Below are 26,972 nucleotides of genomic sequence, written 5' to 3'. Positions count from 1 at the left end.
CCGGGTCACTGGAGGACGGGGATGTCGTCCGACTTGAGCCACGTCGTGCGCAGCTCGGCGAGCGTGCCGTCCGCCTCCAGGTCGTCGACGGCCTGCGACACGCAGTCCGTGAGCTCCGAGCCGAGGTCCAGCACGAGGCCGTACTGCTCGACGACGCCCTCGTCCGGCAGGGTGCCGATGACGACGGAGTCCGGGAAGTACTCGGTCGAGGCGGCGACCCCCTGGTCGACGTCCATGACCATCGCGTCGATCGTTCCGGACTGCAGCGCCTGCATGCCGTCGCCCGCAGCGCTGTACGGCGAGATGTCGGCGTCCTCGCCCCACGCGGCCTCCGCGAGCGTGAGGCTGGTCTGGGCGGCGGTGACCCCGATGCGCGCGCCGTCGAGCTCGGCCAGCGTCGTCGCGCCCGCGTACGGGCCGTCCTCCATGACGATGACGCCCTGGCGCGTCGTGAGGTACGGGCTCGAGAAGTCGACGGCCTGCTTGCGCTCGTCCGTGATCGACGTCTGGTACGCCGCCACGTCGAACGGCTTCACGGCCGGGCTGATGATCTGCTCGAACGTCACCGTCTCCCACACCACGTCGTCGGCCGCGTAGCCCAGGCGGTCCGCGACGGCGTAGATCAGGGCCGACTCGAAGCCCTCGCCCGAGTCCTGCTCCCCCACGTACCACGGGGAGTACGGCTCGCCCGCACCGACGGTCAGCACGCCGTCGGTGAGCGTCGGGAGCGCACCGGGCTCGCACTGCGCGTCGCCCGACGCGCTCTCGCTCGGGCTCGCGGCGTCGCCGCCGTCGTCGGCACCCGACGAACAGGCCGCCAGCGTGAGCGCGGCGACCGCCGTGACGGCGGTGAGGACGGCGGGACGGGGACGCAGACGGCGCATGGTGACCTTCCGGGTGTCGGGCGCCCGCGGGAGTGGTGGGCGCCGGCCACTGACGATAACGCCGGGCCGTGGGCCGTGGCTTCCCCCGCCCGCGCCTCGGCCGGGTGGGGCGCGTCACAGCACGAGGACACCGCCCGCGCACGGGACAAAGCGAGAGGCCCTCGGTCAGCATTTCTGCTGACCGAGGGCCTCTCAGGAGTAGCGGGGGCAGGATTTGAACCTGCGACCTCTGGGTTATGAGCCCAGCGAGCTACCGAGCTGCTCCACCCCGCGTCGGTGATCACTACTCTACGTGAGGTTCCGGACCAGGCCAAATCGGGTGGACGAGACGTGGGTCACGCCAGGACCTCGACCCCGAAGGTGAACTCCCGGACGGCCCCCGGCTCAAGCCGCACGTCGGCGGCGCAGTCGGGACGGTTGAACGCGTCGGTCAGCGTCTCCACCGGCTCGACGGCGATCGCCGCGCGGCCGCGCCGCGCCAGACCGTCGCCCGTGTAGACGTGCACGAGGCCGCGCTCCTGCCAGACGGCGAGCCCCTGCCCCGTGGCGGGGTCGCGCACGACCGTGCGCGCGCGGCCGTCCGTGTCGACCCGAAGGTCGGCGAACGCGTGGTCGAGGCGCACGCCCGCGAGCGGCAGCGGGCCGACGCCGTCGATCGCCCCGAACGCGGCCTCCCCCGCGAGCGGGAGCATCCCTGCGTCGGTGACGACGGCGCGGTGGGCCGGCACCGTGAGCTCCAGCGCGTCGACCGTGCCGTGCCCGGGGACCCGGAGGTAGGGGTGCCAGCCGAGCGAGACGGGGGCCGCGGTCGTCCCGACGTTGCGGGCGCGCAGCATGACGTCGACGGAGCCGGCGCCGAGGACGTACCGGACCTCCAGGACGAGCGCGAACGGGTAACCGGCGTGCGCGTCGGCGTGGACGACCGTCCGGAGCGTCACGGACTCCCGCTCGACCCCGTCGACGGCCACCGTGCCGCGCGCGGCGACCCCGTCCTCCCCCGCGCCCTCGACGACCGCCCAGTCGAGCGTGCGCGCGAACCCGTGCATGGTGAGCGGCTCCCAGGGGAGCACCGGGGGGACGCGGTGCCGGACGCCGTCGAACACGTACTCGCCGCCCGCGAGGCGGTTGACGAACGGCGCCATGAGCGCCGACCGCGCGGCGTCGTGCGCGGCGACCTCCGCCTCGTCGGCGTACCCGTCGACGAGGTCCTCGACGCGCTCGACGCCGTCGGCGCCGCGCCAGGGGGCGCGCCACGCGAGGACGGCGGCGCCACGCAGCGCGACCACGAGCTCGGCGCCAGACCTGTGGTGCAGCCGCACCGCCGGCACGGTCGTGGTGTCGTCGCCCGCCGCGCTGAAAGCGTTGCTGCAAACCGTTGCAGAAGTCACGAGGAGCGATCCTCCCGCCCGGGGCGGGAAATGACAACTCCGTCCCGGACGGCCGCAGACGACGGACGGGCGGGGACACCCGCTGGTGTCCCCGCCCGTCCGTGGCGCTGCGTCGCTCGCGCGACCGGTGCGTCAGCCCGCCGACGACTCGGTGTCGAGCGCCTGCTCGGCCGCGAGGGCCGACTCGAGCGCCTGCTGCAAGCGGTCCTGCGCCTCGCCGTAGGCCGCGAAGTCGCCCTCGGCGAGCGCCGCCTGGCCGTCCTCGATGGCCTGCTGCGCCTGGCGCAGCGCCTGGTCGAGCTCGGCGCGCGCGCCGCCGTCGACCGTGCCGCCGTCGGCCGGCGGGGCCGGCTCCTCGGTCGCCGGGGGCTCGGTGCCGGGGTCGGTCGTGCCCGGGTCGGTCGTGCCCGCGTCCGGCGACTCGCCGTCGGCCGGCTGGTCCGGGACCTCGGTCTCGACGCCGCCGTCCGCGTCACCGGCGTTCGCGCCGGAGTCGCCGCCGAACACCTGGTCCAGCGCCTCGTCGAGCGTGTCGGCGAAGCCGATCTCGTCACCGAAGGAGACGAGCACCTTGCGCAGCAGCGGGAACCGCGTGCCCTCGGTCGACTGCACGTACACCGGCTGGACGTAGAGCAGGCCGCCACCGACCGGCAGCGTCAGCAGGTTGCCGTTGATGACCGTCGAGTCACCGCGGCGCAGTGCCAGCAGGCCGTCGGCCGCCGTGGGGTCGGTGTTGAAGTTGTTCTGCACCTGGCCCGGTCCGGGCACCGTCGCGTTGCGCGGCAGCTCGAGGAGCCGCAGCGTGCCGTAGTCCTCCGACCGCACGCCGGCCTCGCTGCCCGGTTCCGCGTCCACCGCGAGGAAGCCGGTGAGGATGTTGCGGTCCGAGCCACCGCCCGGGATGTACGTCGACATGAGCGAGAAGGTCGGCGCCTCCTGGCTCGGCATCTGCAGCGTGAGGTAGTACGGCGGCTGGAGCGGCTTGTTGTTCCCGCTCGCCGTCGGGTCCTCCGGGCTGCGCCAGAAGTCCTGGCCCGAGAAGAACTCGTTCGCGTCGTCCACGTGGTAGCTCGCGAGGAGCGTGCGCTGCACCTTGAACAGGTCCTCGGGGTAGCGCAGGTGGCTCATGAGGTCGCCCGAGATCTCGGACAGCGGCTGCACGGAGCTCGGGAAGACGTTCGACCACGCCTGGAGGACCGGGTCCTCCGTGTCCCACGCGTAGAGGTCGACGGAGCCGTCGTACGCGTCGACCGTCGCCTTCACCGAGTTGCGGATGTAGTTCACCTGCTGCGGGGCGAGCGCCTCGACCGAGTTGGCCGCGACGAGCGAGTCGCGCGTCGAGTCCTCGAGCGACTCCGACGTGGAGTACGGGTAGGCGTTCGACGTCGTGTAGCCGTCCACGATCCACTTCACGCGGCCGTCGACGACCGCCGGGTACACGCGCCCGTCGAGCGTGAGGTACGGCGCGACCTTCGCGACGCGGTCGCGCGGGCTGCGGTCGTAGAGGATCTGCGACTCGTCCGTGACACGGTCGGAGAACAGGATCTGCTCGGACCCGAACTTCAGGGCGTAGAGCACCTTGTTGACGAACGACCCGACGCTCGGCCCGGCCTCGATCTCGTCCGTGGGGAACGTGTTGTTGACCTGGCCGCCCGCGTCGTCCACCGGGTAGTCGAGCTCCCAGGGCTCACGACCCTCGGGCGCGCCGACGATCGAGTACTCGGGCGCCTCGGGCGAGAAGTAGATGCGCGGCTCGTAGCCGCCCGCGTCCGTGAACGCGCCCGTCGACGGGATCGAGCCCTCGTAGAACGCGGGCCGGCCGTCGGGGCCGATCTGGTTGCCGTACGCCGCCACGACGCCGAAGCCGTGCGTGTAGACCGTGTGGTCGTTGACCCAGTTGCGCTGGTCGGCACCGAGGCCGTCCTGGTTGAGCTCGCGCACGGCGATGACGGTGTCGCGGCTCTCGTCGTCGATCGTGTAGCGGTCCACCGACAGCGAGCTCGAGAACTGGTAGTACTGCTTGTTCTGCTGGAGCTGGCTGAACGACGGGCTGACGATCTCCGGGTCCAGGAGGCGGATCGACGCCGTCGTGTCCGCGTCCTCGCGCAGCGCGCCGGCCTCGGCCTCGGTCTTGGCGTTGTACTGCTCGGTCTCGACGTTGTCGATGCCGTAGGCAGCCTTCGTCGCGTCGATGTTGCGCTGGATGTACTCCTCCTCGAAGTCCTGCGCGTTCGGCGTGACCTGGAAGCGCTGGACGACGGCCGGGTAGATCCCGCCGATCGCGATGGCGGAGACCACCATGAGGCCCACCCCGATGGCGGGCAGGCGCCAGTTGCCGCGCACCGCGGTCACCACGAACAGGGCCGCGACGAAGAGCGCGACGACCGTGAGGATCGCCTTGGACGGGATCACCGCGTGCACGTCCGCGTACGACGCGCCGTCGAACTTCGCGCCGCCCGACGTGAGGATCGAGTACCGGTCGAGCCAGTAGTTCGCGCCGATGAGGACGAGCAGCAGCGCCGAGATCACCGAGAGCTGGACGCGTGCGGCGGTCGTCGTGCGCGGGCCCGCGTCGGAGCCGCCGCCGATCCGCAGGCCGCCGTAGAGGTAGTGCGTCGCGACCGCGGCGATGCCCGCGATGATGACGACCGCCATGAGGAAGCTCACGACGAACCGGAGGGCGGGCAGCGTGAAGACGTAGAAGGACAGGTCGATGCCCCACTGCGGGTCCGTCGTGCCGAACGGGACCGAGTTCAGCGCGAGGAGGACCGTCTGCCACTGCGAGGACGCCGCCGCGCCGGCGAAGAAGCCGACGAGCGCCGGGGCCACGATCATGACGACCTTGCGCAGCGGCTCGATCGCCTCGCGGTACTGGTCGAGGGTCGCCTGCTCGGGGGTGGACGGCGCGTAGATGGGCCGCGACCGGTACGCGAGCGAGAACGACAGGAAGACGAGCCCGCCCATGACGAGGAAGCCCGCGACGAACAGCGCGATGCGCGTGCCCCACTGGGTCCACAGGACGTTCGCGAAGTCGAGCTGCTGGAACCACAGCACCTCGGTCCAGAACTGGGCGAGCAGGAGCAGGAGGACGACGAGGGCGCCGACGACGGCGATCGCGATCCCGATCGGGCTCCGGCGCCGGGCGGGCCGCCCCCCGGAGGACGGCCGGCGGGGCGCTGCGGCGAATGACACGGTGGGTATACCTCTTCGGTCGTGGCTCGGGCGTGCACCGGGGTCAACGCCCGGTCCTCCCCCAAGGTTCCCACGGTCCGGCGCCTCGTGGGGGACGGCCGGCACCCGGCCCGCGGCGGCGCGGGGCGGCGCCGATGAGGGACGATGGGGTCATGCCCCAGCCTGACGACGCCGCCCCCGGTCCCGACGCCACCACCCCCGTGCCCGGACGCGACGCCGGTCCCGACCCGGTCGCGCCCGGCGGCCCCACCCCGCAGCACGCGCTCGCGCTCGCGGTGCACGAGATCGAGTCGCACGCGGCCGACGCGGGCTGGGACGTCCCGCCCCGGCTCTTCGCGCTCGTCGGGACGGCAGGCGCCCTCGGCGCCGACCCGACGCTCGCCGACCGGCTCCCGCCCGACGTCGTGGCCGCCGCCGAGGCGGACCCGCACCACCTGCTGTCGATCGAGCAGGAGGGCTTCGCCGTGGACGGCGACCTCGAGGACGGGCTCGCCCGCGTCGCGTGGCCGGCGGCGGTCGACGGCGCCGCGCTCGTCGTCGAGCGGATCGTGCTGCCGCCGGCCGCCGAGGAGGGCGTCCCCGACGACCCGGACGCCGCGCTCGACTACCTCACGAACCACCCTGACCGGCAGGACGTGCGCCTCGCCGTCGGCGTGCTGCGCGACGGCACCACGTGGTGCGCCGTCCGGTCGCGCGCCCACGACTCGGCGACGGACGTCGCGGGCGGACCGGACCTCGTGCCGGGGCTGGTCGAGGCGCTGCGCGCGACGCTCGAGGACTGACGGCCCGGGGCGTCGTCAGCCGCGCGCCTCGCACGTGGGCAGCGAGTCGCCCTCGCCCGCGCCGATCGCCTCCATCGCCGCGCGCGCGTCGGCGAGCGTGGCGACCGCCGCCACGTGCAGGCCGTCGGGCACGTTCCCCACGACCTCGGGGCAGTTGGCCTGCGGGGCGAGGAACCACGTCGCGCCGTCGCGCAGCGCGCCGTAGAGCTTCTGCTGGATGCCGCCGATCGGCCCCACGTCGCCCTCGACGCTCATGGTGCCCGTGCCCGCGATGACGACGCCGTTCGCCTCGTCCTCGGGCGTGAGCTGGTCGACGATCCCGAGCGCGAACATCGTGCCCGCGCTCGGGCCGCCGATGTCCTCGATCTGGATCTCGACGTCGACCGGGAAGTCGAACGCGGGGTCGATGAACACGCCGAGCAGCGCGGTGTCGCCGCCGTCGGTCGTCGCGACCGTGAGGTCCGTCTCCGCGCCGTCGCGCTGCACGCGCAGCGTCACGTCGTCGCCCGGGGCGACCGCCGCCAGACCGTCGATGAGGTCCTGGTACGTCCGCACGGGCGCGCCGTCGAGCGCGACGATGACGTCCCCCGGCTCGACGACGCCGTCGGACCCGCTGTCCGGCACCGTCCCCTCGACCGTGAGCGTCGCGGGCACGTCGTACCCCAGCTCGGTGAGGGCGGCGACCGTCGCGTTCTCCTGCGAGCTGATCATCTCCGCCTGGCCCTGCTGCTCGGTCTCCTCCTTGGTGCGGCCCGTCGGGAAGACCTCCTCGACCGGGCGCACGCTGCGCGACCGGTCGAACCAGCCCTGCACCACCTGGCCGAGGTTCACCGGGTAGCCCGGGCCGCCGGCGACGGACACGGTCGTCAGGAGCAGCTCGCCCGTCGAGTCGTACGTCTCGGCGCCCGTGATCGAGATGAGGGGCGTGCCGTCCTGCTGGCCGAGCGTGTCCTCCGTCGGGCCCGGCGACCGCACCGCGTACGGCGCGGGCAGGATCGCGAGGCCCGCGACGAGCAACGTCGTCGCGAGCAGGGAGATGCCGAACGTCAGCGACCGCCGGGTCACGGGCGGCGGGTCGTGCTCGTCCTCGGTGAGGAGGGCGTCGAAGGAGGGGGCGTCGCTCACCGGGACATCATCCCCGAGGTTGCTGGGATCTCCCTGCCGACGGCGTGGACGCCGCCCGGGAGCCGCCCCTAAGGGCGGCGCGAGCGGGCCTGCCGCCAGACGGCGGCCGTGCCCAGGACTGCGACGGCCGCCCCGGCTGCGCCGAGCGCCGCGGCGTCCCGGCCGCCGAACCGACGGCCCCCGACGCCCGTGCGGCCGCGCACCTCGGCCAGGAGCACCTCGAGCGCCGCGGCGCCCGACCACTCCGGGCGCCACCCGGCGTCGTACAGGCGCCGCGCCGAGACCGACCACGGGTGCACGACGAACGCGAGGTCGTTCGCCGGGGACGGGAGCGCGCCGACCCGGTGCAGCCGCTCGGCGGTGCCGAACGCCGTCGCGGGCGGGAGCTGCACCGTGCGCATCCCGGCCGCCGCGGCCACCGTCTCCGAGTCGAGCGCGTCGGGCTCGCCGTCGCGCACCGGCCCGGCCGTCAGACCGCCGACGAGACCCTGGTCCAGCGCGACGCGCACCGCGCCCACCACGTCGTCGACGTGCACGAGCTGCCACGTGCGGCCGCCGCCGCGCACCGTGAGCAGGCGCGGGGCCTCGAAGTGCCGCGTGAGCACGGTGTCCACGCCCGGCCCGACGACGACCGCCGGCCGCACGAGCGCGAGCGGCACCCCGTCGAGCGCGTCGCGCAGCGCGTCCTCGAACGCGACGAGGTCGCCCGCGAAGCCGGGCCCGTCGTCGGCGGCCACGGGGTCGTCGTCGTCGATGACGCCCCGCTCGGGCGACGCGCCGTGCACCGCGGCCGACGACACGGCGACGACGTGCTCGATCCCCGCCGCGACCGCCGCCTCCCCCGCGCGCCGGCCCAGGAGCGCGAGGCGCGCGCGCTGCTCGGCGTCCGTCCGGGCGCGCGGCGTCCCGAACTCCCCCGCGGGCGCGACCACGACGAGCCGTCGCGCCCCGGCGGGCCAGACGAGCGCGTCCACGGGCGACGCCTCGGCGGCGCCCAGGCCCGCGCGCACCGCGTCCGCGACCTGCCCGACGCCGACGACCACCACCGGGTGAGGGTCGGCGACCTCGTCCGCCGGGGCGGTCACCCCGCTCGCCGTGGGGTCCTCCCCCGGACCGGCCGGGGGCTCGCCCGCCGCGGGGAGCGCCTCGCTGCGCCGTGAGCGAACCCGGCCCTCGGACATGGCCCAGCCCCCGTTCTCGGCGCTCGATCGTGGTTACGGTGATCACCGACGCTACCGTGAGGAGTCGCCATGAGCAGCCTTCCCCCCGACCGCACGCCCGGACCGGACGACGACACGCCCTTCGACCCGCGGTTCGAGGAGCTGCTCCGCTCGATGCTCGGGCCCGACGCCGACGAGGCGCTGCGCGAGCTGCGTGCCCGCGGGCTCGACCCGCAGGCGCTCGCCGCGGGCGGCGCGGCCGACCCGCAGCTCTTCCAGCACGTCCTCGCGCAGGTGCAGCGCATGCTGTCGACGCCGAGCGACGGCCCGGTCAACACGGACGTCTCGCACGACGTCGCGCGCCAGGTCGCCGTCGCCGAGGGCGACCCGTCGATCTCGCCGGCGCAGCAGCGCGCCGTCACCGAGGCGCTGTCGGTCGCCGAGCTCTGGCTCGACGCCGTCACAGACCTGCCGCCGTCGGGCGGGAAGAGCCAGGCGTGGAGCCGGTCCGAGTGGGTCGAGCACACGCTCCCCGCGTGGAACGAGCTCGTCGCCCCGGTCGCCGCGTCCGTCGCGGACGCGCTCGCCACGGTCCTGCGCGACCAGCTCCCCGAAGGCATGGGGGACGACACCTCCGCCCTGCCGGGCGTGGGGTTCACGCTGCCCGGCCTGCCGGCCGGTGCGCTCGGGCTGCCCGCGGGCGACCCGGCCGCGCTCATGCGACGCCTCGGCTCCGCGGTGTTCGGCATGCAGGTGGGCCAGGCAGCCGGGACGCTCTCGCGCGAGGTCTTCGGCGCGACCGACGTCGGGCTGCCGCTGCTCGACCGGCCCGCGACGGTCCTCCTGCCCACGAACGTCGCGGCGTTCGCCGAGGGCCTCGACGCCCCCGCGGAGGAGGTCCGCCTCTTCCTCGCCCTGCGCGAAGCCGCCCACGCCCGCCTGTTCACGCACGTCTCGTGGCTGCGCGGGCACCTGCGCGGGCTCGTCGACGCCTACGCGCGCGGCATCACCATCGACCTCTCCGCGCTCGAGTCCCAGCTCGCCGACGTCGACCTCGCGGACACGGACGCGCTCCAGCGCGCGCTGTCGGGCGGCGTCTTCGGCCTGCAGAACACGCCCGAGCAGCAGGCGACCCTGGCGCGCCTCGAGACGACGCTCGCGCTCGTCGAGGGCTGGGTCGACGAGGTGACCGCCGTCGCGGCGCTCCCCCACCTGCCCCACGCCGTCCCGCTGCGCGAGATGCTGCGCCGTCGTCGTGCGGCGGGCGGGCCCGCGGAGCACACGTTCGCGACGCTCGTCGGGCTCGAGCTGCGCCCCCGGCGCTCGCGCGACGCGGCCGCCCTGTGGGCGCTCATCGCGGCGCAGTCTGGCGCGGGTGCGCGCGACGCGGTGTGGGACCACCCCGACCTGCTCCCCGACGGGACCGACCTCGACGACCCGTCCGGCTACGAGGGCCGGCGCGCCGCGACGCGCGCGGAGGAGGCCGACGTCGACCGCGCGCTCGAGGAGATCTTCCGCGCCGCGGAGGGATCACCCGCCGCCGACCCGGCGGCGGAGACGGCCGACGGCTCGCACGACGACACCCCGGACGACGCGCCCGCGGACGACCCGGACGCGGCCGGGCCGACGGACGACGGCGGGACGGGCGACGCGACCGGCCAGGGCGGCGCGCCGCGCTGACCTGACCGGGTCAGTCCTCGGCGCCCGCGGGCGGTGCCGCGGTTCCCGCGGCGCCGTCCCCCGCCTCGACGTCGTCCGGCTCGACGTCCGCGTCGTCCGGCTCGAGGTCCGCGTCGCGCGAGAACGACACGCCCTCCAGGAACCCCCGTGCCCGCTCGGTACGCGGGTAGGCCTCGAGGAGCTTCCAGAACCCCGGGCCGTGGCCGGCGTGGAGCAGGTGCGCGAGCTCGTGCAGGAGCACGTAGTCGAGCACCCAGGACGGCATCCCCCGGACGCGCGTCGAGATGCGGATCGTGCCGTCGATGAGCGTGCACGACCCCCAGCGGCGGTCCTGGTTCCCCGCCCACCGCACGCTCGTGGGGCGGGCGCGGCCGTCCAGGTACTTGTCGGACAGCTCGACGGCGCGGCGCGCCAGCTCGGCGTCCGACGGCCGCCGCCGACGCTCGGAGTCGGCGAGGCGGTCGAGCATGCGCTGGACCCACTCGCGCTCCTGCGCGCGCGTGAACCGCGCCGGGATCGCGACGATCGTGCGCTCGCCGTCGCGGTAGGCGCTCACCGTGCTCTTGCGTCGGCGGCTGCGCCGAACCTCCACGATCGTCTCCCGGACCACGCCTCAGACCGTAGTGGTTCTCGCCACGAAATGGCAGGGGCGCGCCCGGAGCGGCGCGCTCTTCCGCGACGTTCGGTCGAGCGGACGACGTGGAGACCTGTGGCGACGGCAAAGAAACCCTCCCCGCGGGACCATCGCGTAGAGCCTGTGGACAACCGTCGGCGCGCCTCGGGGCCGTGCCAGGCTGACGGCGGGCGGCCGGCCGGGCGCCCGGACGACGACGGACGGAGGAGCCGTGCAGCGACGACGCGTGCTGCGACCGGAGGCGCCGCTCCTGCGGCGGGGACCCGGCGAGGTGCAGGTCGGCTCCGACCCCCGGTGGTCGGTGCGGCTCACCGGGCTCGACGCCGACGAGGAGCGCTGGCTGCGGGCGCTCGCCGGGCCCGCGCGGCGCGGCGACACGCCCGACGTCCCGGGCTCCCCCGCGCAGCGCACGCGCCGCGCCGCGCTCGTCCGCCTGCTCGACGAGGCGCACCTCCTCGTGGCGGCGCGCCGGCGCCGGCCGGCGTCGCCCGCCCCGGGCCACGGCGCGGCGGACCTCGCGGTGCTGTCGGCCCTGCTGCCCGACGGCGCGGGGCACCGCGTCCTCGCGGCGCGCGCCCGGGCGACGGTGGGGATCGTCGGGCTCGGCCGGGTGGGTGCCGCGCTCGCCGTCCACCTCGCGACCGCGGGGGTGGGCGTGCTCGTGCTCGACGACCCGGGCACGGTGCTCGCGACGGACGTCGGCGGCGGGGCGTACCGGCTGCGGGACGTCGGGTCACCGCGCGAGGGCGCGGTGCGGCGGATCGTCGAGGAGGTCGCTCCGGGCGTCGTGACGGCCTCGACCCCGGTCGCGCCGGAGGAGGCACGGGCACCCGCGCCCGACGTCGTCGTCGTGGTCGAGCACGGAGCCGCGGACCCGGTCCGGGTCCGGAGGTTGGTGGGTGCGGGAGTCGCGCACCTGTCGGTCGTGGTGCGCGAGGCCGACGTCGTGGTCGGGCCCTTCGTCCGGCCGGGGCTCGACCCGTGCCTGACGTGCGCGGACCTGCACCGCGCGGACGTGGACCCCTGCTGGCCGCAGGTCGCGCGACAGCTGCGCGAGGCGTCGGTGCACCGGGGCGAGGAGACGCTCCTCGCGGCGTCGGCGGCGGCCGTCGCGCTCGGTCAGGTCCTGGCAGCCCTGGACGGGCTGGTGCCCCGCGCAGCCACGGCCGGCATCGAGATTCCTGCTCCCGATGCCGTGCCGCGGCTGCGCGGGTCGAGCCGCCACCCGCGCTGCGGGTGCGACGAGCTGGCGCGCACGCCCCCGGACGGGGCGCCGCTGCCCATGTCAGGCCGCCGTCGAGGCGCCGACTGACGCCTCGGTCCGTGCGGCCTCGTGGGCCTGGCGCTCGGCCTCGCGGGCGAGCACCTCGGCCTTGCTCGGCCGGCCGCGGCCGCGCTTGCGCGCAACCACGACGCCGTCCACGAAGACCTCGCCGCCCCAGACGCCCCAGGGCTCGCGGCGCTCGACCGCACCGGCGAGGCAGCCCTCGACGAGCGGGCAGGTGCGGCACAGGGCCTTGGCCTCCTCGACCTCGGCGGTGCGCTCGGCGAACCAGAGCTCCGGGTCGTTGGTGCGGCAGGGCAGCAGGCCCGCGAGGAGGCGGTCGAACTCCGCGGAGTCGTTCTCGCCGAGCGGGGTGGCCAGCGGTTGGTGGGGGACCCAGGGGCCGGATCCCCCCTGAGCGGTGATGTTGTCGAGCAGCGCGGTGAGCCGCACGATGTCCTCCAGTGATGTCCTGTCGTGGGTGTGAACGTCGTCGTCACAGGACCCTGAGGACAGCGGCCCCGTCTCGTGGAGACGGGTGGTACCGGTGATCCTCATCGGCAGACGTGCTCGGAGAACACGAAGGCCGCGGGTCCTAGAGGGACTCCGCGGCCTGGAAGGTTCCGGTCGGTCAGACCGGGTTCGTCCTGGGGGCGGAGTCGGGAGCGGGGCGGGCGATGAAGGTGCCGCCGCGGTGCGCGATGGCACGCGGACGGAGCTCTCCTGGCGTGCCCGTGTACACGGACGCGTGATCCAGCAGGTTCGCCATGGCGATCTGGTTGTTCATCAGCTCTCCCACCCCCTCTCTCCATCAGGCGCCCGCCTCTCGGCGCGCCCCTTCCCAACAGGACTCGTCGACCATATGCCGCCCTTCACAGGAGGCACAACTTATTTACGGGAATTTCTTCGACGAGTTCACCCGGCCCTCGTCGACGGCCGCGCAGAGCGCCTCGTCAGCCCTCCGCGCGGCGCACGATCTCGAGGATCGTGGCCCCGTACCGCTCGATCTTCGCAGGCCCTAGACCGTTGATGCGCGCCAGCCCGGCCGGGCTCGTGGGGCGCGTCTCGGCGATGGCGGCGAGCGCCGAGTCCACGAGCACGGTGAACGCCGGCTTGTCCGTCTCCTGCGCGACCTGGCGACGCCACTCGCGCAGCTCCTCGAACAGCACCTGGTCGTACTCCCCCGTGAGCCGGACCTTCGCCTGCCCGGCGCGAGCCCGCCGCGTCCCGCGCGCGCCGGGCTCGTCGGGCCAGAGCCCGTCGAGGAAGCGCGTGCGCCGGCGCGTCGCCCGGCCGCCCGGGTTGCGCGAGCGCGCGAACGAGAGCTCGAGGTGCTCGCGCGCCCGCGTGATGCCGACGTAGAGCAGCCGGCGCTCCTCCGCGACCGCCTCGTCCGTCTCGGCGAGGGAGATCGGCATGAGCCCCTCGCTCATCCCCGCGAGGAAGACGGCGTCCCACTCGAGCCCCTTGGCCGCGTGCAGCGACGCCAGGGTGACGCCCTCGACCGTCGGGGCGTGCTGCGCGGCGGCGCGCTCGTCGAGCTCGGCGACGAAGGCCGCGACGGTCGGGGCCAGGGCGTCGGACGCGGCGGCGAGCCCCGCCACGTCGTCGGCGAGCGCGACGAGCGCCTGCGTGGACTCCCAGCGCTCGCGCGCCGCGCCGCGCGCCGCCGGCGGCGCCGGGGCCCAGCCCGCGGCGGCCAGGACGTCGCGCACCGTCTCGGGCATGGGGACGTCCGGGTCGGCGGAGCGCGCCGCGCCGCGCAGGAGGACGATCGCGTCGCGCACCTCCTTGCGCTGGAAGAAGCGCTCCCCTCCCCGTACCAGGTAGCCGATGCCCGCGTCGGCGAGCGCCGACTCGAAGGCCTCGGACTGCGCGTTGGTCCGGTAGAGCACGGCGATCTCGCTCGCGCGCGTGCCCGCGGCGAGGAGCCGCCCGATGCGCTGCGCGATCCCGCTCGCCTCGGCCTCGTCGTCGTCGTACGCGGTGAAGGCGACGGGCGGCCCGGCCGGCCGCTGGGCGACGAGCTCGAGCGCCTGGTGGGCGCCGCCCGCGCGGCCCGCGCGCGCGAGGAGCTGGTTCGCGAGGTTCACCACCTGCGGCGTCGAGCGGTAGTCGCGCACCAGGCGGATCACCTGGGCCTTGGGGTGCGTGCGCGAGAACGTGAGCAGGTGGTGCGGCGTCGCGCCGGTGAACGAGTAGATCGTCTGCGACGGGTCCCCGACGACGCACAGCTCGTCGCGCCCCCCGAGCCACTGGTCGAGCACGAACTGCTGCAGGGGCGACACGTCCTGGTACTCGTCGACGACGAAGTGGCGGTACTGGCGCCGCACCTCGTCGGCCACCGTGCCCTGCGTCGCGAGCATGTCGCCGAGCATGAGGAGCACGTCCTCGAAGTCGATGACCGACCGCTCGGTCTTCACGTCCTCGTAGGCCGTGAGGAGGCGCGCGACGGTCTGGTGGTCGTAGCCGGCGGGGGGCTCGCGGTCGATCGCCTCGCACGCCCGGACGTAGTCGTCGGCGGTGACGAGCGAGACCTTGGCCCACTCGATCTCGGACGACAGGTCCCGCACCGCGACGCGGTCCACCCCGACGCCGAGCCGCCGCGCCGACTCCGCGACGACGGGCGCCTTGTGCTCGAGGATGCGCGGCGGCGCCCCGCCGACGACCTTGGGCCAGAAGTAGCCGAGCTGGCGCAGCGCGGCCGCGTGGAACGTGCGCGCCTGGACGCCCGTCGCGCCGAGCTCGCGCAGCCGCGTGCGCATCTCGCCCGCCGCGCGCGCCGTGAACGTCACGGCGAGCACGCTCGTCGGCACGTACACGCCCGTGCGGACCCCGTACGCGATGCGGTGCGTGATCGCGCGCGTCTTGCCCGTCCCCGCGCCGGCGAGCACGCACACGGGCCCGCGCAGCGCGACCGCGACGTCGCGCTGGTCGGGGTCGAGCGCGTCGAGGATCTCGTCGGCGGAGCGGTGGGCGAGCGGGCGTGAGACCGGTGGCGTGGACATCACCCGCGATTCTCGCAGCCCCCGGTGACACGCGGGCGGGGAACAGCCCGCGCTCCCCCGGTGTTACCGTCACGACCCGACCGCCCGCGGCACACGCCGCCCGGAACCGCAGCAGGAGAGCCCTCGATGAGCACCGCCCCGACCCTTCCCGACGCCGGCTCGATCGTCATGTACTCGACGACCTGGTGCGGGTACTGCCGCCGCCTCAAGACGCAGCTCGACTCCGCGGGCATCGGCTACACCGAGGTCAACATCGAGGAGACGCCCGGCACCGCCGAGTTCGTGGAGTCCGTCAACGACGGCAACCGCACCGTGCCGACCGTCGTCTTCCCGGACGGCTCCGCCGCGACGAACCCGTCCCTCGCGGAGGTCAAGAAGCGCCTCGCCGCCTGACGCGGCCGCAGGAGGGCCCGGTCCGGACGTCCGGACCGGGCCCTTCCGCGTCCCCGAGCAGCGGTCGCGACGGCGTGCGTCGCGCCGCTCCTCGCCACCCGCCTCCCTGAGCGGCCCTGAGCCGCCCTCAGTCGTCGGCGAGGCGCGCGCCGAACCACTCCTCGACGAGCGCCCGCGCGATCGACGACCGGCCCGGCAGCAGCACCTCGCCCGACCGGACCGCGTGGGCGAGCTCGGCCCGCGTGAACCAGCGCGCGTCGGTGAGCTCGACGCCGTCCACGTGCAGCTCGGTCGTCAGCGCGCGCGCCGAGAACCCGAGCATGAGCGAGGCCGGGAACGGCCAGGGCTGGCTCCCCCGGTAGGCCACGTCGCCGACGACGACTCCCGCCTCCTCCGCGACCTCCCGCCGCACCGCGTTCTCGAGCGACTCCCCGGGCTCGACGTAGCCCGCGAGGGTCGAGAACCGCCGCTCCGGCCAGTGCGCCGCGTGCCCCAGCAGCAGGCGCTCGTCGGCCCCCTCGCCGTGCACGACCGTCATGATGACCGCCGGGTCCGTGCGCGGGTACAGCTCGACGCCCTGGGCCACGCAGCGGCGCGTCCAGCCGCCCTTCTCGACGGTCGTCCGACCGCCGCAGCGCGGGCACCGGGGGTGGTTCGCGTGCCACGCCGCGAGCGCGACCGCCTCCGTCGCGAGCCCCGCGACGGGCGCCCCGACCTCGCCGACGAGGTCCCGCAGCCCCGACCACGTCCGCTCGCGCGCGAGCACGGCGAACGGCTCGGAGGCGTCCACGCCCTCGATGTCGACCTCCTCGGCGTCGGCGTCGTCGGGCAGGACGAGCGCGAGGTACGCCGTGCCGTCGCCCTCGCCGAGGAAGAGCCAGCGGCCCTGGTCGTCGTCGGTCGCCGGGTCGACGTCGCGCAGCTCGGCCGGGTCCAGGAGGGCGACGCCGTCCGCCGCGCCCGGGCCGCCGAGCGCGAGCCGGCCGCGGTGGACCAGCAGGACGCGCGTCGTCGGCTGCGACCGCAGCGTGCGCACGAGGTCCGGCTCCGCGCGGCGGTGCTCCGCGCGGTCGACGAACGCGCCGTCGAGCGGCAGCGGGAGGTGGTCCAGCGGGGTGCGCGGCAGGGCGCCCGGCCCGGGGGCCGTGCCGGTCCGGGTGCCGGGCGGCGCGGTCGTGGGTCGGTCCGGGGCCGCGGCGGGGTCGCTCGTGCCCGACGACGGCCGGGCGGCAGGGGTGCTCACCCCCCGACCGTAGGCCACCCCCGAGCGTGCCACCCGCCTGCCCATGGCGCCGTCGCGCGGGGTGCGGCGTCGGACGGCGTGGGTCGACCGGGCGCGTGCGGGGACCGACTACCGTGGTCGCGTGCCTCGCTCTCCGTTGACCCTCGCCGCGCTCGCGACCGCCGCCGTGCCCGGCCTGGACGCCCGCAGCGCGCGGCCCGTCGAGGACCCGGGCGACTACGACACCGCCGTCGTCACCGACGCCGACGGCGCCCGCTGGACCGTGCGCGCACCCCGCAGCCTCCAGGCCGGCGCCGCGCTCGAGGCCGAGGCGGAGCTGCTGGGCTCGTTGCAGCACTACGCCGAGTCGGGGGTGCTGTCGTTCGCCGTGCCGCGCGTCAGCGGCACCGCGCTCCTGCCCGAGGGCGGGCGGGCCGTCGTGCACCCGGCGCTCGAGGGCGAGCCGCTCGACGTCGACAGCCTGCGGCCCGGACCGGGCCTCGCGGCCGACCTGGGCCGCGTGCTCGCGTCGGTCCACGAGCTGCCGCGCACGATCGTCGACGACGCCGGCCTGCCGGGCTACGAGGTCGAGGAGTACCGCGCGCGCCGCATGGCGGAGCTCGACGAGGCCGCGGCCACGGGCAAGGTCCCGCCGACGCTCCTGCGCCGCTGGGAGACCGCGCTCGAGGACGTCTCGCTGTGGCGGTTCCAGCCGGTCGTCGTGCACGGCGACCTGGGCCCGGAGCAGGTGCTCGTCGCCCGCGGACGCGTCGTCGCGGTGACGGACTGGGCGAGCGCGCGCGTCGCGGACCCCGCCGACGACCTCGCGTGGCTGCTCGTCTCGGCACCGCCCGAGGCCGTCGACTCGATCATGGAGGCGTACCAGCTGCGCCGCACCGAGCTCACCGACAAGCACCTGCTGGACCGTGCGCTCCTCGTCGGCGAGCTCGCGCTCGCACGCTGGCTCCTGCACGGCGTGCGCAACGGGCTCGCCGACGTGGTCGCCGACGCCCTCGACATGCTGGCCGACCTCGACGAGGCGACGCAGGACGCCGACGACTGAGGCGTCGCCGGCTCAGTCGGCGACCAGCAGCGCCTCGATCTCGGCCTCGCCCAGCAGGCGGCGCGGACGCACGGTCTCGTCGGACGCGACGTAGTAGAACGCGGCGTTCACCTTCTCCAGCGGCACCCCCGTCCAGCGCGACCACGCGAGCCGGTAGACCGCGAGCTGCACCTCGCGCACGCTGCGCGCCTCCGGGTCGGACGGCGCACGCCCCGTCTTCCAGTCGACGACCACGACGGCGTCGCGCGCCCCGCCCGCGTGCTCCGGGAGCTCGGGGAACACCGCGTCGATGCGCGACCGCAGGACCGTCGACCCGACGGGCGTCTCGACATCGACCTCGACCGCGACCGGCGTGCGCGTAGCCCACTCCGAGGCCAGGAACGTCCGCTGGAGCGTCTCGAGGTCGGCGTCGGGGTCGAGGTCGTCGTCGTCCGCCCCGGGGAGGTCCTCGACGTCGAGCAGGGACGACGTCGTGAAGTAGCGCTCGGCCCACAGGTGGAACCGGGTGCCCCGGCGCGCGTGGACCGTGGGCTCGACCGGGACCGGGCGGCGCAGGTGGAGCGCGTACTCGTCGCGGTCCGCCGCGAGCCGCACGAGGCTCGACGCCGAGACGTGCGCCGGCAGCTCGACCTCCCGGCCCGAGCGCTCGGCGCGCTCCGCGAGCAGGACGCGCGCGAGCGCGACGAGGTCACGCCCCTCGGCGTCGACGAGGACTCCCGAGGGCGCCGTGAGCCCGGCGGGGCCGCCCGTGCCGTCCACGCCCCCCTGCCCTGGCAGGGCGTCGACCGTCCCGGCCCCGGCGGGCGCGACACGGTCCGCCGCGCCGCGTCCCGCCGCGTCACGCTCGGCTGCCGCACGCTCGGCCGCCGCACGCTCGACGGCCGCCGCGGTGTCCCGCAGGACGGACCGCGCAGACCCGCCGGGAGCGTCGTCGGGCACAGGCCACGTCCCGGTCACCTCGACGTCCTCGAGCGGGTTGGAGTCGTCGGGGCCGGGAGGTGCCGACCACCCGTCGGCCGTCACGACCCCCGCCTCGACGAGCTCGACGAGGAACGGCGACAGCGCGCGCGGGCGGGAGCCCGTCTGCCACCAGGACGCCGTGAGGTACAGCTCGCGCCGCGCCCGCGTGAAGGCCACGTAGGCGAGCCGCCGCTCCTCGGCGAGCTGGTGCTCCCCGCTCGCCGCGCGGAACTCGTCGCGCCGCGCCACGAGCTCCTTCGTGTCCGCCGCGAGGTCGAAGCGGAACTCCGGCAGGTCGGCGGCGTCGCCGCGCAGCGGGTACGGGAGCTGGCTCACGTCGGTGAGCCAGCCGCTGTCCGCGCGCACGCCCGACGACGACTGGGCCGTCGTGGGGAACACGCCGTCGACGAGCCCGGGCACGACCACGACGTCCCACTCCAGTCCCTTCGCGGCGTGCGCGGTGATGACCTGCACGGCGTCCGGGTCGGGCTCGCGCACGGGCAGGTCGAGCCCGTTCTCCCGGGTCGAGGCGACCCCGAGCCAGGCGAGGAACGCCCCGAGCGTCACGACGTCCGCCGTCTGCGTGAACGTCGCGGCGACGTCGCGGAACGCGTCGAGGTGCTCGCGGGCCCGGTCGCTCACGGCCTCCGGGTCGACGAGCCGCCGCGACGCGAGCAGCGCCTCGTTCGTCACGGCCTCGACGTCGAGGCCCAGGGCGCGCTCCGCCTCGACGACGAGCTCCGGGAGCGACAGGTAGGTGAGACCGCGCAGCGCGCGCAGGGTCCGGGAGAGCGCCGAGAGCCGCGCGTGGCCCTCGGCGGAGAGCGTGCGCCCGTCCGCCGCGGGCTCGCCCGGGTCCGGCAGGTCGTCGAGCGCGTCGACGATCGAGCGGTGGTCGGCCACGTCGCCCTCGACGACCACGAGCCCCGACTCGGCGTCCTCCGCGGCGGGCGCACGACGGCGCAAGCCGAGCGCGCCCTCCAGCCGCGCGAGGTCTGCCGCGCGGCTCCCGAGCGCGTGCAGGTCGGCGGCGCCGAGGTTGAGCCGGGGCCCGGTGAGGAGACGCACGAGCGCGTCGCCGCGGGAGGGGTCGTGCACGGCCTCGAGCAGCGCGACGACGTCGACGACCTCGGGCGTCGTGAGCAGCCCGCCGAGGCCGACGACCTCCACGGGCAGCCCGCGCCGCCGCAGCGCGACCTCGACCGCCGCGAACTGGCTGCGCTTGCGGCACAGCACGGCCGCGGTGACGCGCCCCCCGGGCGCGCTCGCCGGGCGCCAGCGCGCGGCGACGCGCTCGGCCACGGCCGCGGCCTCCTCCTCGGCGGTCGCCGCCACGTGCGCGGCCACCGCGCCCGGACCCGCGCCGGGGCGCAGCGCGAGCGGCGGCACCTCGACCCGGTCGCCCCGGCCACCGGCGACGGCACCGCGCAGCGGACCGGCCGTGACGTTCGCCGCCGCGAGGACGGCGGCGTCGTTGCGCCACGACGTCGAGAGGAAGCGCACGGCCGAGCGGTCGCCGCCCGCGCGCGGGAAGCGGTCGGGGAACCGCGCGAGGCCGCCCGCGCTCGCGCCGCGCCACCCGTAGATCGACTGGTGCGGGTCGCCCACGGCCGTCACGGGGTGCCCGCCGCCGAACAGCCCCGCGAGGAGCTCGACCTGCGCGTGCGACGTGTCCTGGTACTCGTCCAGGAGGACGACGCGGAAGCGGGCGCGCTCGGTCTCCCCCACCACGGGCACCTCGCGCGCGAGCCGCGCCGCGAGCGCCACCTGGTCGCCGAAGTCGAGGGAGTCGGTGGCGCGCTTGCGGCGGCGGTACTCCGCGACGACGTCGAGCAGCCGGACCCGTTCCGCGACGTCGCCGACGAGCTTCTCGACCTCCTTGGTCCGGGCCTTCTGCCGCGGCCCGAGCGGGAGCGCGTCGAGCTGCTCGACGATCTCGGCCAGGCGGTCCCGCGCCTCGGCGGGGTCGAGGAGGTGCTCGCCGAGCGCGCCGGAGAGGCCGAGCACCGCCGCGACGACCGTGCTCAGCGCGCGGTCGGTGCCCAGGTCGTCGTCCCAGGACTCCACGACCTCGGACGCGAGCTGCCACTGCTGCGCCTCGCCGAGGAGGCGGGCGCCCGGCTCGACGCCGACGCGCAGCCCGTGGTCGCCGACGAGCGACGCGGCGTACGCGTTGTACGTCGCGACGGTCGGCCGGTCGAGCAGCGAGAGCGCCGACGCCGCCCCGCCCCGGGCGCGCGCGAGCTGGGCGAGCCGCACCTGGACGCGCTCCGCGAGCTCGCCCGCCGCCTTGCGCGTGAACGTGAGGCCCAGCACCGCGTCCGGCGGGACGAGCTCGTTCGCGATGAGCCAGACGACGCGCGCCGCCATCGTCTCCGTCTTGCCCGAGCCGGCCCCGGCGACGACGAGCGTCGGCTCGAGCGGCGCCTCGATCACCTCGACCTGCTCCGGGGTCGGGCGAGGACGTCCGAGGAGGTCGGCGATCCGCGTCGCGGAGAGCGTCGGCTTCGGCGGCTCCGCCGCCCGGTGCCCGTCGCCCGGGGCGTCGGCGCTCTCGACCGGGAGGCCGTCGGCCGCGACGAGGCGCACCGTCGGCCCGCTCGCGCCCGCCTCCGGGAGCTCGAACAGCTCGCTGCTCACGCCACCACCCTCCTGCCCTCGGGCTGCACCGGGCACGCCCGGCGCACGGGGCACATCTCGCACAGCCCGTTCTGGCGGGCCGTGAACGTCGCCGCCGACATGGTGCCGGCGGCCTCCTCCACGAGGTCGCGCGCCCAGCTCGACCCGTCGGGCTCCGGCTCCAGCGCGGGCTGGGCCACGACGGCCGCGCCCACGTGGGTGCTCCCGACGTAGACGAGCTGCGCGCCCGCGCTGCGCGTGCCCTCCGGCACGTCGAGCGCGCCCGCCTCGACCGCGAGCTGGTAGGCACCGAGCTGGGGATGCTCTGCCCCCTCCGCCTTCGTCGCGGTGCGCCGACCGGTCTTGAGGTCGACGACGCGGACCGCGCCCTCCCCCGCCGCCTCGACCCGGTCGATCGTGCCGCGCAGCCGGGCGCGGCCGACGGTGACGTCGAACGACGGCTCGACGACGAGCGGCTCGCCCGCCTGCGCGACGTAGGCCGCGAGCTTCTCGACCATGCGCTCGGCCCGGCGCCGGAGCTGGCGCGCGGGCCAGCCGTCGGGCAGCGCGAGCTCCGCCCACCGGCGGTCGAGCTCCGCGCGCAGCTCGGCGAGCGACCCGGTCGGGTGGGTCTCGGCGATCGAGTGGACGAGCGTGCCGAGGCTCTGGTGCGTCGCGTCGGGCGCCGTCCCGCCGGCCGCCTCGAGCGACCACCGCAGCGGGCACGTCGAGACCGTCTCGACCTTCGAGGGCGACACCGTGACGGTCTGCTCCGCACCGCGCAGCGGCGCCGTGCTCGACACGCCCGCCACCCCGTACCACGTCTCCGGGCGGGCCTCCGCGACGCCGAGCGCACCGAGGTCCGCCAGGAGGGTCGCCGCCGCGACGGCGCGCTCGTCCGGCCCGGACGCTCCGGCGCCGTCGGCCTCGCGCGCCGCCGCCTCGACGAGGATGCCGCGGGCCGCGGCGACCAACCCGCGCAGGTCGAGCGGCGCCCCGACGCGCACGTGCCTCCGCTCGGCGGGCTCGACCGGCCCGTCCTGCGGACCACCACGCCCGCCGGGACCGTCGGCGCCGTCCGGGCCTCCCGGGCCGTCCGTGCCCCCGGGACCCTCGGGTGCCGACGGCGGCACGACGAGGTCGCAGAACACCGACGGCGCCTCCTCCGCGTCCTGCACGGCCGTCACGACGAGGCGACGCGTCGCGCGCGACGTCGCGACGACGAACGCCCGCAGCTCGTCCGCGAGCACCTGGGCGCGCGCCTGCGAGCCGACCCCGTGCGCGTCCTGCGCGCGGCCGGCGAGGAGCTCGACGAGCGCCTGCGAGCCGAGCAGCGAGTCGCGCAGCCGGAGGTCGGGCCACACGCCGTCCTGGACGCCCGCCACCACGACGACGTCCCACTCGCGCCCGGCAGCACCGGCGGGGGTGAGCGCCGCCACGGCGTCGGCCCCGCTCGCGCTCGCCGCGAGCGAGTCGGCGGGCAGGTCCTGCGAGGCGAGGTACTCGACGAACGCTCCGGCGGGGGCGCCCGGCATGCGGTCGACGAACGTCTCCGCGGCGCGGAACAGCGCGAGCACCGCGTCGAGGTCACGGTCCGCGCGCGCCCCGGCGGGACCGCCGTCGAGCGCCGCCGAGCGCCAGCGCTCCGCGAGACCGGTCGCGGCCCACACCGCCCACAGGACCGTCTGCGCCGTCGCGCCGGGCTCCGCCGCCGCAGCCCGCCCCGCCGCGAGCGCCCGGGCGACCGCGACCGGCCCGCGACGCACCGTGGGCGGGAGCGTCGCGGCGCGCGCCGGGTCGAGGAGCAGCTCGACGAGCAGCGCGTCGGACGAGCGCCCGCCCCCGCCCTCGAGCTCCTCGGCCCGCAGCGCGCGGCGCAGACGGCGCAGCGCGACGACGTCGAGCGCGCCCACGGGCGACGTGAGCAGCGCCGCCGCGGTGAACGGGTCGAGGGCCTCGGGGTCCTCCGCGTCGGCGACGCACACGCGCACGGCCGCGAGGAGCGGCGCGACCGCCGGCTCGTCGCGCAGCGGGACGTCGGAGCCGAGCAGCGTCACGGGGACCGAGGCGGCGACGAGCTCGCGGCGCAGCGCCGCGAGCCGCGTCCCCGTGCGCGCGACGACGGCCATCCGGTGCCAGGGGGTGCCGTGCAGCAGGTGCTCCGCGCGCAGCTCCCGGGCGACGAACGCGGCCTCCTGCGCGACGGCCGAGAGCACCGCGACCTGCACGGGCGGGGCGCCGGGGCCGACGTCGGCAGCCTCGCCCGGGCGCCCGTCGGCGTCCCGCGGCGCGGCGCCACGGTGCACCGCCCCGGCGACGGTGCCGACCTGCGCGGTCACGCGGCGGGTCACCTCGCGCAGCGGCGCGCTCTGGCGCCAGGCGGTGCCCAGCACCGCGACGCGCGCGCCCAGCTCGCCCCGGCGCGCGCCGTCCCGCCGGGCCGGGGCGGACGCCCGGCCCACGAGCCCCGGGCTCGCGCCGCGGAACGTCTGCACCGCGGCGTCGGGGTCGCCGAGCAGCACGAGGCGCGCGCCGTCGTCGTGCAGCACGTGCAGGAGGCGCGCGGTCGCGACCGTCGCCTCCTGGTAGTCGTCGACGACCACGAGGTCCCAGCGCGGCCGGGCGGCGTCGGGCACCTCGTCGTCCCAGGCGAGCAGGGCCTCCGCGGCCTCGTCGACGACGATCGCCGGGTCGAACCGCGACCCGGCGTCGGGCGTGCCCGTGCGCAGGGCGGTGACGTCGAGGTACTCCGCGAAGAGCTGGGCGCCGAGCGACCACTCCGGGCGGTCGTAGCGCTCGCCGAGGGCGGCGAGGTCGGCCGGGGTCAGGCCGCGCTCCGCCGCGCGCATGAGGAGGTCGCGGAGCTCCTGGCGCAGCCCCCGGAGGCCGAGCGCCTCCTCGGGCAGGCCCGCGGGCAGGGCGAGCGGGGTACCGAGGTGCGCGAGGCCGCCGTCGAGGTGGCCCTCCAGGAGCTCGGCGAGCACGAGGTCCTGCTCCGGGCCGGAGATCAGCGTGGGGACGGGCTCGCCCAGCGCGGCCGCGCGCTCCCGCAGGACGGCGAAGGCCGCGGACGCGGCGGTGCGCACCAGGGGCGCGCCGACCGTGCGGCGCGCACGGGCCGACAGGCGGTCACGGAGCGCGGCGGCGGCGCGGCGCGACGCGGCGAGGAGGAGCACGCGCTCGGGCGCGACGCCGTCGCGCAGGGCCGCGAGCACGACCTCCTGCGCGACGAGGGTCTTGCCCGTGCCCGGCGCGCCCACGACGAGGGTGGCCCCGGGGCCGGCCGCGGCGGCGAGCGCCGCCCGCTGGGAGTCGTCGAGCACCGCGTCGGCCTCGAGCTCGCGAGGCCGCGCGACGAGGCGGGGGGCGGTCGTCGTCCGGGGCACGGACCCGATCCCATCACGCGCCACCCACACCGCCGCGCGGGCGCGCGCCGTGGGGCCGGGGGTTACGGGACGGGCCAGCCGTTGGTCAGGCAGCCCTGGGCCGAGATGGACTGCTGGACCATCACCGGGGCGACGGCGCCCGGCGCGGGGCAGTCCTCGTGGCCGTGGCCGAGCACGTGCCCGACCTCGTGGTTGACGAGGTACTGCCGGTACGTGGCGAGGTCGTCGCCGAAGTCGGGCGCCCCGAGGACCCACCGCTCGAAGTTCAGCACGGCGGCACCCGTCACCGAGTTGCCGCACGAGTAGCGGCTCTCGGTCGCCAGCGGGGCGCACAGGCGGTCGGTCGTCGCGGGGCTCGCGAGCACGACCCGGATCGACGCGTCGTCGGCCGCCGTCCGCGAGAACGTCACGCCGTCGGGGACCGACCAGCCGCGCGGGTCGTTGAGCGTCGCGAGCACCGCGGCGGCGAACACCTCGCCGTCGACGGGGAGCCCGGCCTCGACCTCGACCCGGACGGAGCGGACGGTGCCCGTCCCGGGCGCGGGGCTCTCCCCCGGCACGACGACGAGCTTGCCGCCGAGGTCCGGCGCGACGACGACCGTCCCGACCAGACCGGAGCCGGGCTCCGCGACCGGGGCCTCGGGCGCCTCGACCGGTGCCGGTTCCACGACGGGCTCCGGCGTGGTCGTCGGGGCGGGCGCGGGCTCGGGCGCGGTGATCGCGTCCGGGCGCGGCGCGATCGGGCCGAGGAGGCCCGGGCCCTGCTCGACGGCGCCCGCGCGCTCGACGGACGACCGGCTCACGGCCGCCGACTCGTCGCGCTCCGGGGCCGGCGGCTCCGCGCGGACGTCTGCGGCGGGAACGGCCGCGGTGCCCGCCGCCCGGCCCAGGTCCCAGACCTCCGCCGTCGCCGCACCGCCGCCGAGGCCGACGACGAGGCACGCGGCGACCGCGGCCCCGTGCCGCAGACCCGTCGCACGACCCCCGGCACGGGCGGTCGAGAGGCGGTTCGGGGGGGTATGTCTGTCGGGCACCCGCCCATCGTCCCACTCCTCGCGACGCGAGGTCGACACGAACCGCGGATTCCGTATCCTCCCCCCATGGGAGCCACCGAGGGACGCACGCGCGGCGCGGCCGCCGCTCCCCCGGGCCTGCGCACCCGGATGCCGCGCGACGAGCGCCGCGCGCAGCTCCTCACGATCGCCGAGGAGCTCTTCGCCTCTCACGGCTACCACCACATCTCGATGGACGACATCGCCGACCGCGCCGGGGTCGGCAAGCCCGTGCTGTACCGGCACTTCCCGTCGAAGCTCGACCTCTACCTCGCGATCGTCGACGACCAGGGCGAACGCCTCGTGGGAGCCGTGCACGCGACGCTGGACCCGTTCCGCGAGCCCGCGCCGGGGAACCGCGCGGGCGACCTCGACGCCCTCGCGGTCGACGGCCTCGCCGTGATCGAGGGCATCGTGCGGGCCTACGTCGCGTACGCGCGCGCGGCGGGCCGCTCGGCCGCGCTGCTCTTCGAGTCCGACGTCATGCGGGACCCGGTCGTCCGGGCGCGCGTGCTCGCGCCCGACACGACGATCGCCGGCGCGTTCGCCGACGTGCTCGTGCGCATCACGGACCTCGACGCCGACGAGGCGCTCGTCGTCGCCCGGACGTGCACCGCCGTCGGGCGGGCCGCCGCGACGGAGGTCGTGCGCCCGGACGGCGGCGCGACGGCCGACGACGTCACCCGGCTCGTGCCGCGCCTCGTGTGGCGCGGGGTGCGCGGCATGCTGCGACGGCCGCTGTCGGGCGCCCCCAGCGCGCCCGGCGGGTCGGCGACGGGAATCTGACTACTATCGATCGCGTTGTCGCCGGTGGGACGCCCGTCGGCGGCCCGAGGCCCGTCGTCGCTGCGCCTGGCGCAGCCGCTGTGAGGAGAGCTGAGTGGAAGTCACGATCGGTGTGCAGAACCTGGCCCGTGAGATCGTCGTCGACACGGATCTGACCGCCGAGGCCGTGGCCACCGCGGTCGCCGACGCGCTCGGCGGCGCCCCCGCCCTCGAGCTCACCGACTCGCGCGGTCGCCGCGTGATCGTCCCGACGGCGTCGCTCGGCTACGTCGAGATCGGCACCGAGGAGCAGCGCCGGGTCGGTTTCGGCTCCCTCTGAGCCTGAAGGTCTGAACGTCGGGCCCCGAGCGTCGGGACCCAAGCGTCACGTGCCG

19 protein-coding genes, 1 tRNA gene and 1 pseudogene are annotated in these 26,972 nt (G+C 76.3%); 7 read left to right on the top strand and 14 right to left on the bottom strand.

Annotated elements, in window-relative coordinates; all coding sequences use genetic code 11:
- Positions 1-5: 5 nt before the first annotated feature.
- The 4 genes from RSE42_RS06000 to RSE42_RS05985 all read right to left on the bottom strand — a co-directional run bounded on the left by RSE42_RS06000 (position 6) and on the right by RSE42_RS05985 (position 5,464).
- On the bottom strand, positions 6-884 hold the full coding sequence (locus RSE42_RS06000; RefSeq protein ID WP_076405159.1) for an ABC transporter substrate-binding protein: 879 nt from the start codon (positions 882-884) through the stop codon (positions 6-8).
- A 199-nt stretch (positions 885-1,083) separates the two neighbouring features.
- Positions 1,084-1,157, bottom strand: a tRNA-Met gene (locus tag RSE42_RS05995).
- 62 nt (positions 1,158-1,219) lie between these two features.
- Positions 1,220-2,272: an aldose 1-epimerase gene (locus tag RSE42_RS05990; protein ID WP_415298193.1), complete on the bottom strand. Its 1,053-nt coding sequence runs from the start codon at positions 2,270-2,272 to the stop codon at positions 1,220-1,222.
- 132 nt (positions 2,273-2,404) lie between these two features.
- Entirely contained in the window at positions 2,405-5,464 is a 3,060-nt protein-coding gene (locus RSE42_RS05985; RefSeq protein ID WP_415298191.1) for a UPF0182 family protein, read from the bottom strand.
- 152 nt (positions 5,465-5,616) lie between these two features.
- On the opposite strand from RSE42_RS05985, the gene RSE42_RS05980 reads away from it, so the two are divergent.
- Positions 5,617-6,246 carry a PPA1309 family protein gene (locus RSE42_RS05980; protein WP_255438048.1) on the top strand — a complete coding sequence of 210 codons (630 nt, stop codon included), beginning with the start codon at positions 5,617-5,619 and terminating at the stop codon, positions 6,244-6,246.
- A 15-nt stretch (positions 6,247-6,261) separates the two neighbouring features.
- Here the strand turns inward: RSE42_RS05980 and RSE42_RS05975 are convergent, their stop codons facing one another.
- Together RSE42_RS05975 and RSE42_RS05970 are read right to left on the bottom strand one after the other, a co-directional pair.
- Positions 6,262-7,371: a PDZ domain-containing protein gene (locus RSE42_RS05975; RefSeq protein WP_114553670.1), complete on the bottom strand. Its 1,110-nt coding sequence runs from the start codon at positions 7,369-7,371 to the stop codon at positions 6,262-6,264.
- A 68-nt stretch (positions 7,372-7,439) separates the two neighbouring features.
- Positions 7,440-8,456: an NAD-dependent epimerase/dehydratase family protein gene (locus tag RSE42_RS05970; protein WP_415298188.1), complete on the bottom strand. Its 1,017-nt coding sequence runs from the start codon at positions 8,454-8,456 to the stop codon at positions 7,440-7,442.
- A gap of 165 nt (positions 8,457-8,621) precedes the next feature.
- Between RSE42_RS05970 and RSE42_RS05965 the strand changes: the two genes are divergently transcribed.
- Positions 8,622-10,211, top strand: a complete 1,590-nt coding sequence (locus RSE42_RS05965) for a zinc-dependent metalloprotease (protein ID WP_396050818.1) — start codon at positions 8,622-8,624, stop codon at positions 10,209-10,211.
- A 10-nt stretch (positions 10,212-10,221) separates the two neighbouring features.
- On the opposite strand, the gene RSE42_RS05960 is transcribed toward RSE42_RS05965, so the two are convergent.
- On the bottom strand, positions 10,222-10,821 hold the full coding sequence (locus RSE42_RS05960; RefSeq protein ID WP_319946832.1) for a YgjP-like metallopeptidase domain-containing protein: 600 nt from the start codon (positions 10,819-10,821) through the stop codon (positions 10,222-10,224).
- 235 nt (positions 10,822-11,056) lie between these two features.
- Here RSE42_RS05960 and RSE42_RS05955 point away from each other — a divergent pair, with 235 nt between their 5' ends.
- Entirely contained in the window at positions 11,057-12,157 is a 1,101-nt protein-coding gene (locus RSE42_RS05955; RefSeq protein ID WP_396050816.1) for a ThiF family adenylyltransferase, read from the top strand.
- Between the two features lie 45 nt (positions 12,158-12,202).
- Here RSE42_RS05955 and RSE42_RS05950 read toward each other — a convergent pair.
- The 3 genes and pseudogenes from RSE42_RS05950 to RSE42_RS05940 form a co-directional block, all read right to left on the bottom strand.
- Positions 12,203-12,490: pseudogene (locus RSE42_RS05950) on the bottom strand (WhiB family transcriptional regulator); the annotation flags it as partial.
- A 250-nt stretch (positions 12,491-12,740) separates the two neighbouring features.
- Complete coding sequence (locus RSE42_RS05945) at positions 12,741-12,896, bottom strand: hypothetical protein (RefSeq protein WP_157464294.1); 156 nt, start codon at positions 12,894-12,896, stop codon at positions 12,741-12,743.
- Positions 12,897-13,062: 166 nt separating this feature from the next.
- The gene (locus RSE42_RS05940; RefSeq protein ID WP_415298185.1) at positions 13,063-15,117 is read right to left on the bottom strand and encodes an ATP-dependent helicase; all 2,055 of its coding nucleotides are present in this window, start codon (positions 15,115-15,117) and stop codon (positions 13,063-13,065) included.
- A gap of 126 nt (positions 15,118-15,243) precedes the next feature.
- Here RSE42_RS05940 and RSE42_RS05935 point away from each other — a divergent pair, with 126 nt between their 5' ends.
- Positions 15,244-15,510 carry a mycoredoxin gene (locus tag RSE42_RS05935; RefSeq protein WP_354805991.1) on the top strand — a complete coding sequence of 89 codons (267 nt, stop codon included), beginning with the start codon at positions 15,244-15,246 and terminating at the stop codon, positions 15,508-15,510.
- Positions 15,511-15,637: 127 nt separating this feature from the next.
- On the opposite strand, the gene nudC is transcribed toward RSE42_RS05935, so the two are convergent.
- A complete protein-coding gene (gene nudC, locus RSE42_RS05930; protein WP_415298183.1) occupies positions 15,638-16,753 on the bottom strand; it encodes an NAD(+) diphosphatase in 1,116 nt (371 codons plus the stop codon).
- 121 nt (positions 16,754-16,874) lie between these two features.
- Between nudC and RSE42_RS05925 the strand changes: the two genes are divergently transcribed.
- Positions 16,875-17,795, top strand: coding sequence for a phosphotransferase (locus RSE42_RS05925; RefSeq protein ID WP_415298181.1), 921 nt, complete (start codon positions 16,875-16,877; stop codon positions 17,793-17,795).
- Positions 17,796-17,807: 12 nt separating this feature from the next.
- On the opposite strand, the gene RSE42_RS05920 is transcribed toward RSE42_RS05925, so the two are convergent.
- The 3 genes from RSE42_RS05920 to RSE42_RS05910 all read right to left on the bottom strand — a co-directional run bounded on the left by RSE42_RS05920 (position 17,808) and on the right by RSE42_RS05910 (position 25,794).
- On the bottom strand, positions 17,808-21,395 hold the full coding sequence (locus RSE42_RS05920) for a UvrD-helicase domain-containing protein (protein WP_415298179.1): 3,588 nt from the start codon (positions 21,393-21,395) through the stop codon (positions 17,808-17,810).
- Positions 21,392-24,760 (bottom strand): PD-(D/E)XK nuclease family protein, encoded by a 3,369-nt coding sequence (locus RSE42_RS05915; RefSeq protein WP_415298177.1) that lies wholly within the window; start codon positions 24,758-24,760, stop codon positions 21,392-21,394. The genes RSE42_RS05920 and RSE42_RS05915 overlap by 4 nt, the downstream gene beginning before the upstream one ends.
- Before the next feature lie 62 nt (positions 24,761-24,822).
- The gene (locus tag RSE42_RS05910; RefSeq protein ID WP_415298175.1) at positions 24,823-25,794 is read right to left on the bottom strand and encodes a DUF3152 domain-containing protein; all 972 of its coding nucleotides are present in this window, start codon (positions 25,792-25,794) and stop codon (positions 24,823-24,825) included.
- Between the two features lie 66 nt (positions 25,795-25,860).
- Between RSE42_RS05910 and RSE42_RS05905 the strand changes: the two genes are divergently transcribed.
- Together RSE42_RS05905 and RSE42_RS05900 are read left to right on the top strand one after the other, a co-directional pair.
- Positions 25,861-26,598 (top strand): TetR/AcrR family transcriptional regulator, encoded by a 738-nt coding sequence (locus tag RSE42_RS05905; protein ID WP_086148870.1) that lies wholly within the window; start codon positions 25,861-25,863, stop codon positions 26,596-26,598.
- A 94-nt stretch (positions 26,599-26,692) separates the two neighbouring features.
- Positions 26,693-26,917, top strand: coding sequence for a DUF3107 domain-containing protein (locus RSE42_RS05900; protein WP_034654117.1), 225 nt, complete (start codon positions 26,693-26,695; stop codon positions 26,915-26,917).
- Positions 26,918-26,972: the final 55 nt, after the last annotated feature.

It is taken from the genome of Cellulosimicrobium sp. SJTW-1 (assembly GCF_047716875.1).
GTDB classification, from domain to species: Bacteria; Actinomycetota; Actinomycetes; order Actinomycetales; family Cellulomonadaceae; genus Cellulosimicrobium; species Cellulosimicrobium funkei.
Note: the sequence above shows the minus strand (reverse complement) of the source record. Positions and strands in the feature narration are given on the sequence as shown.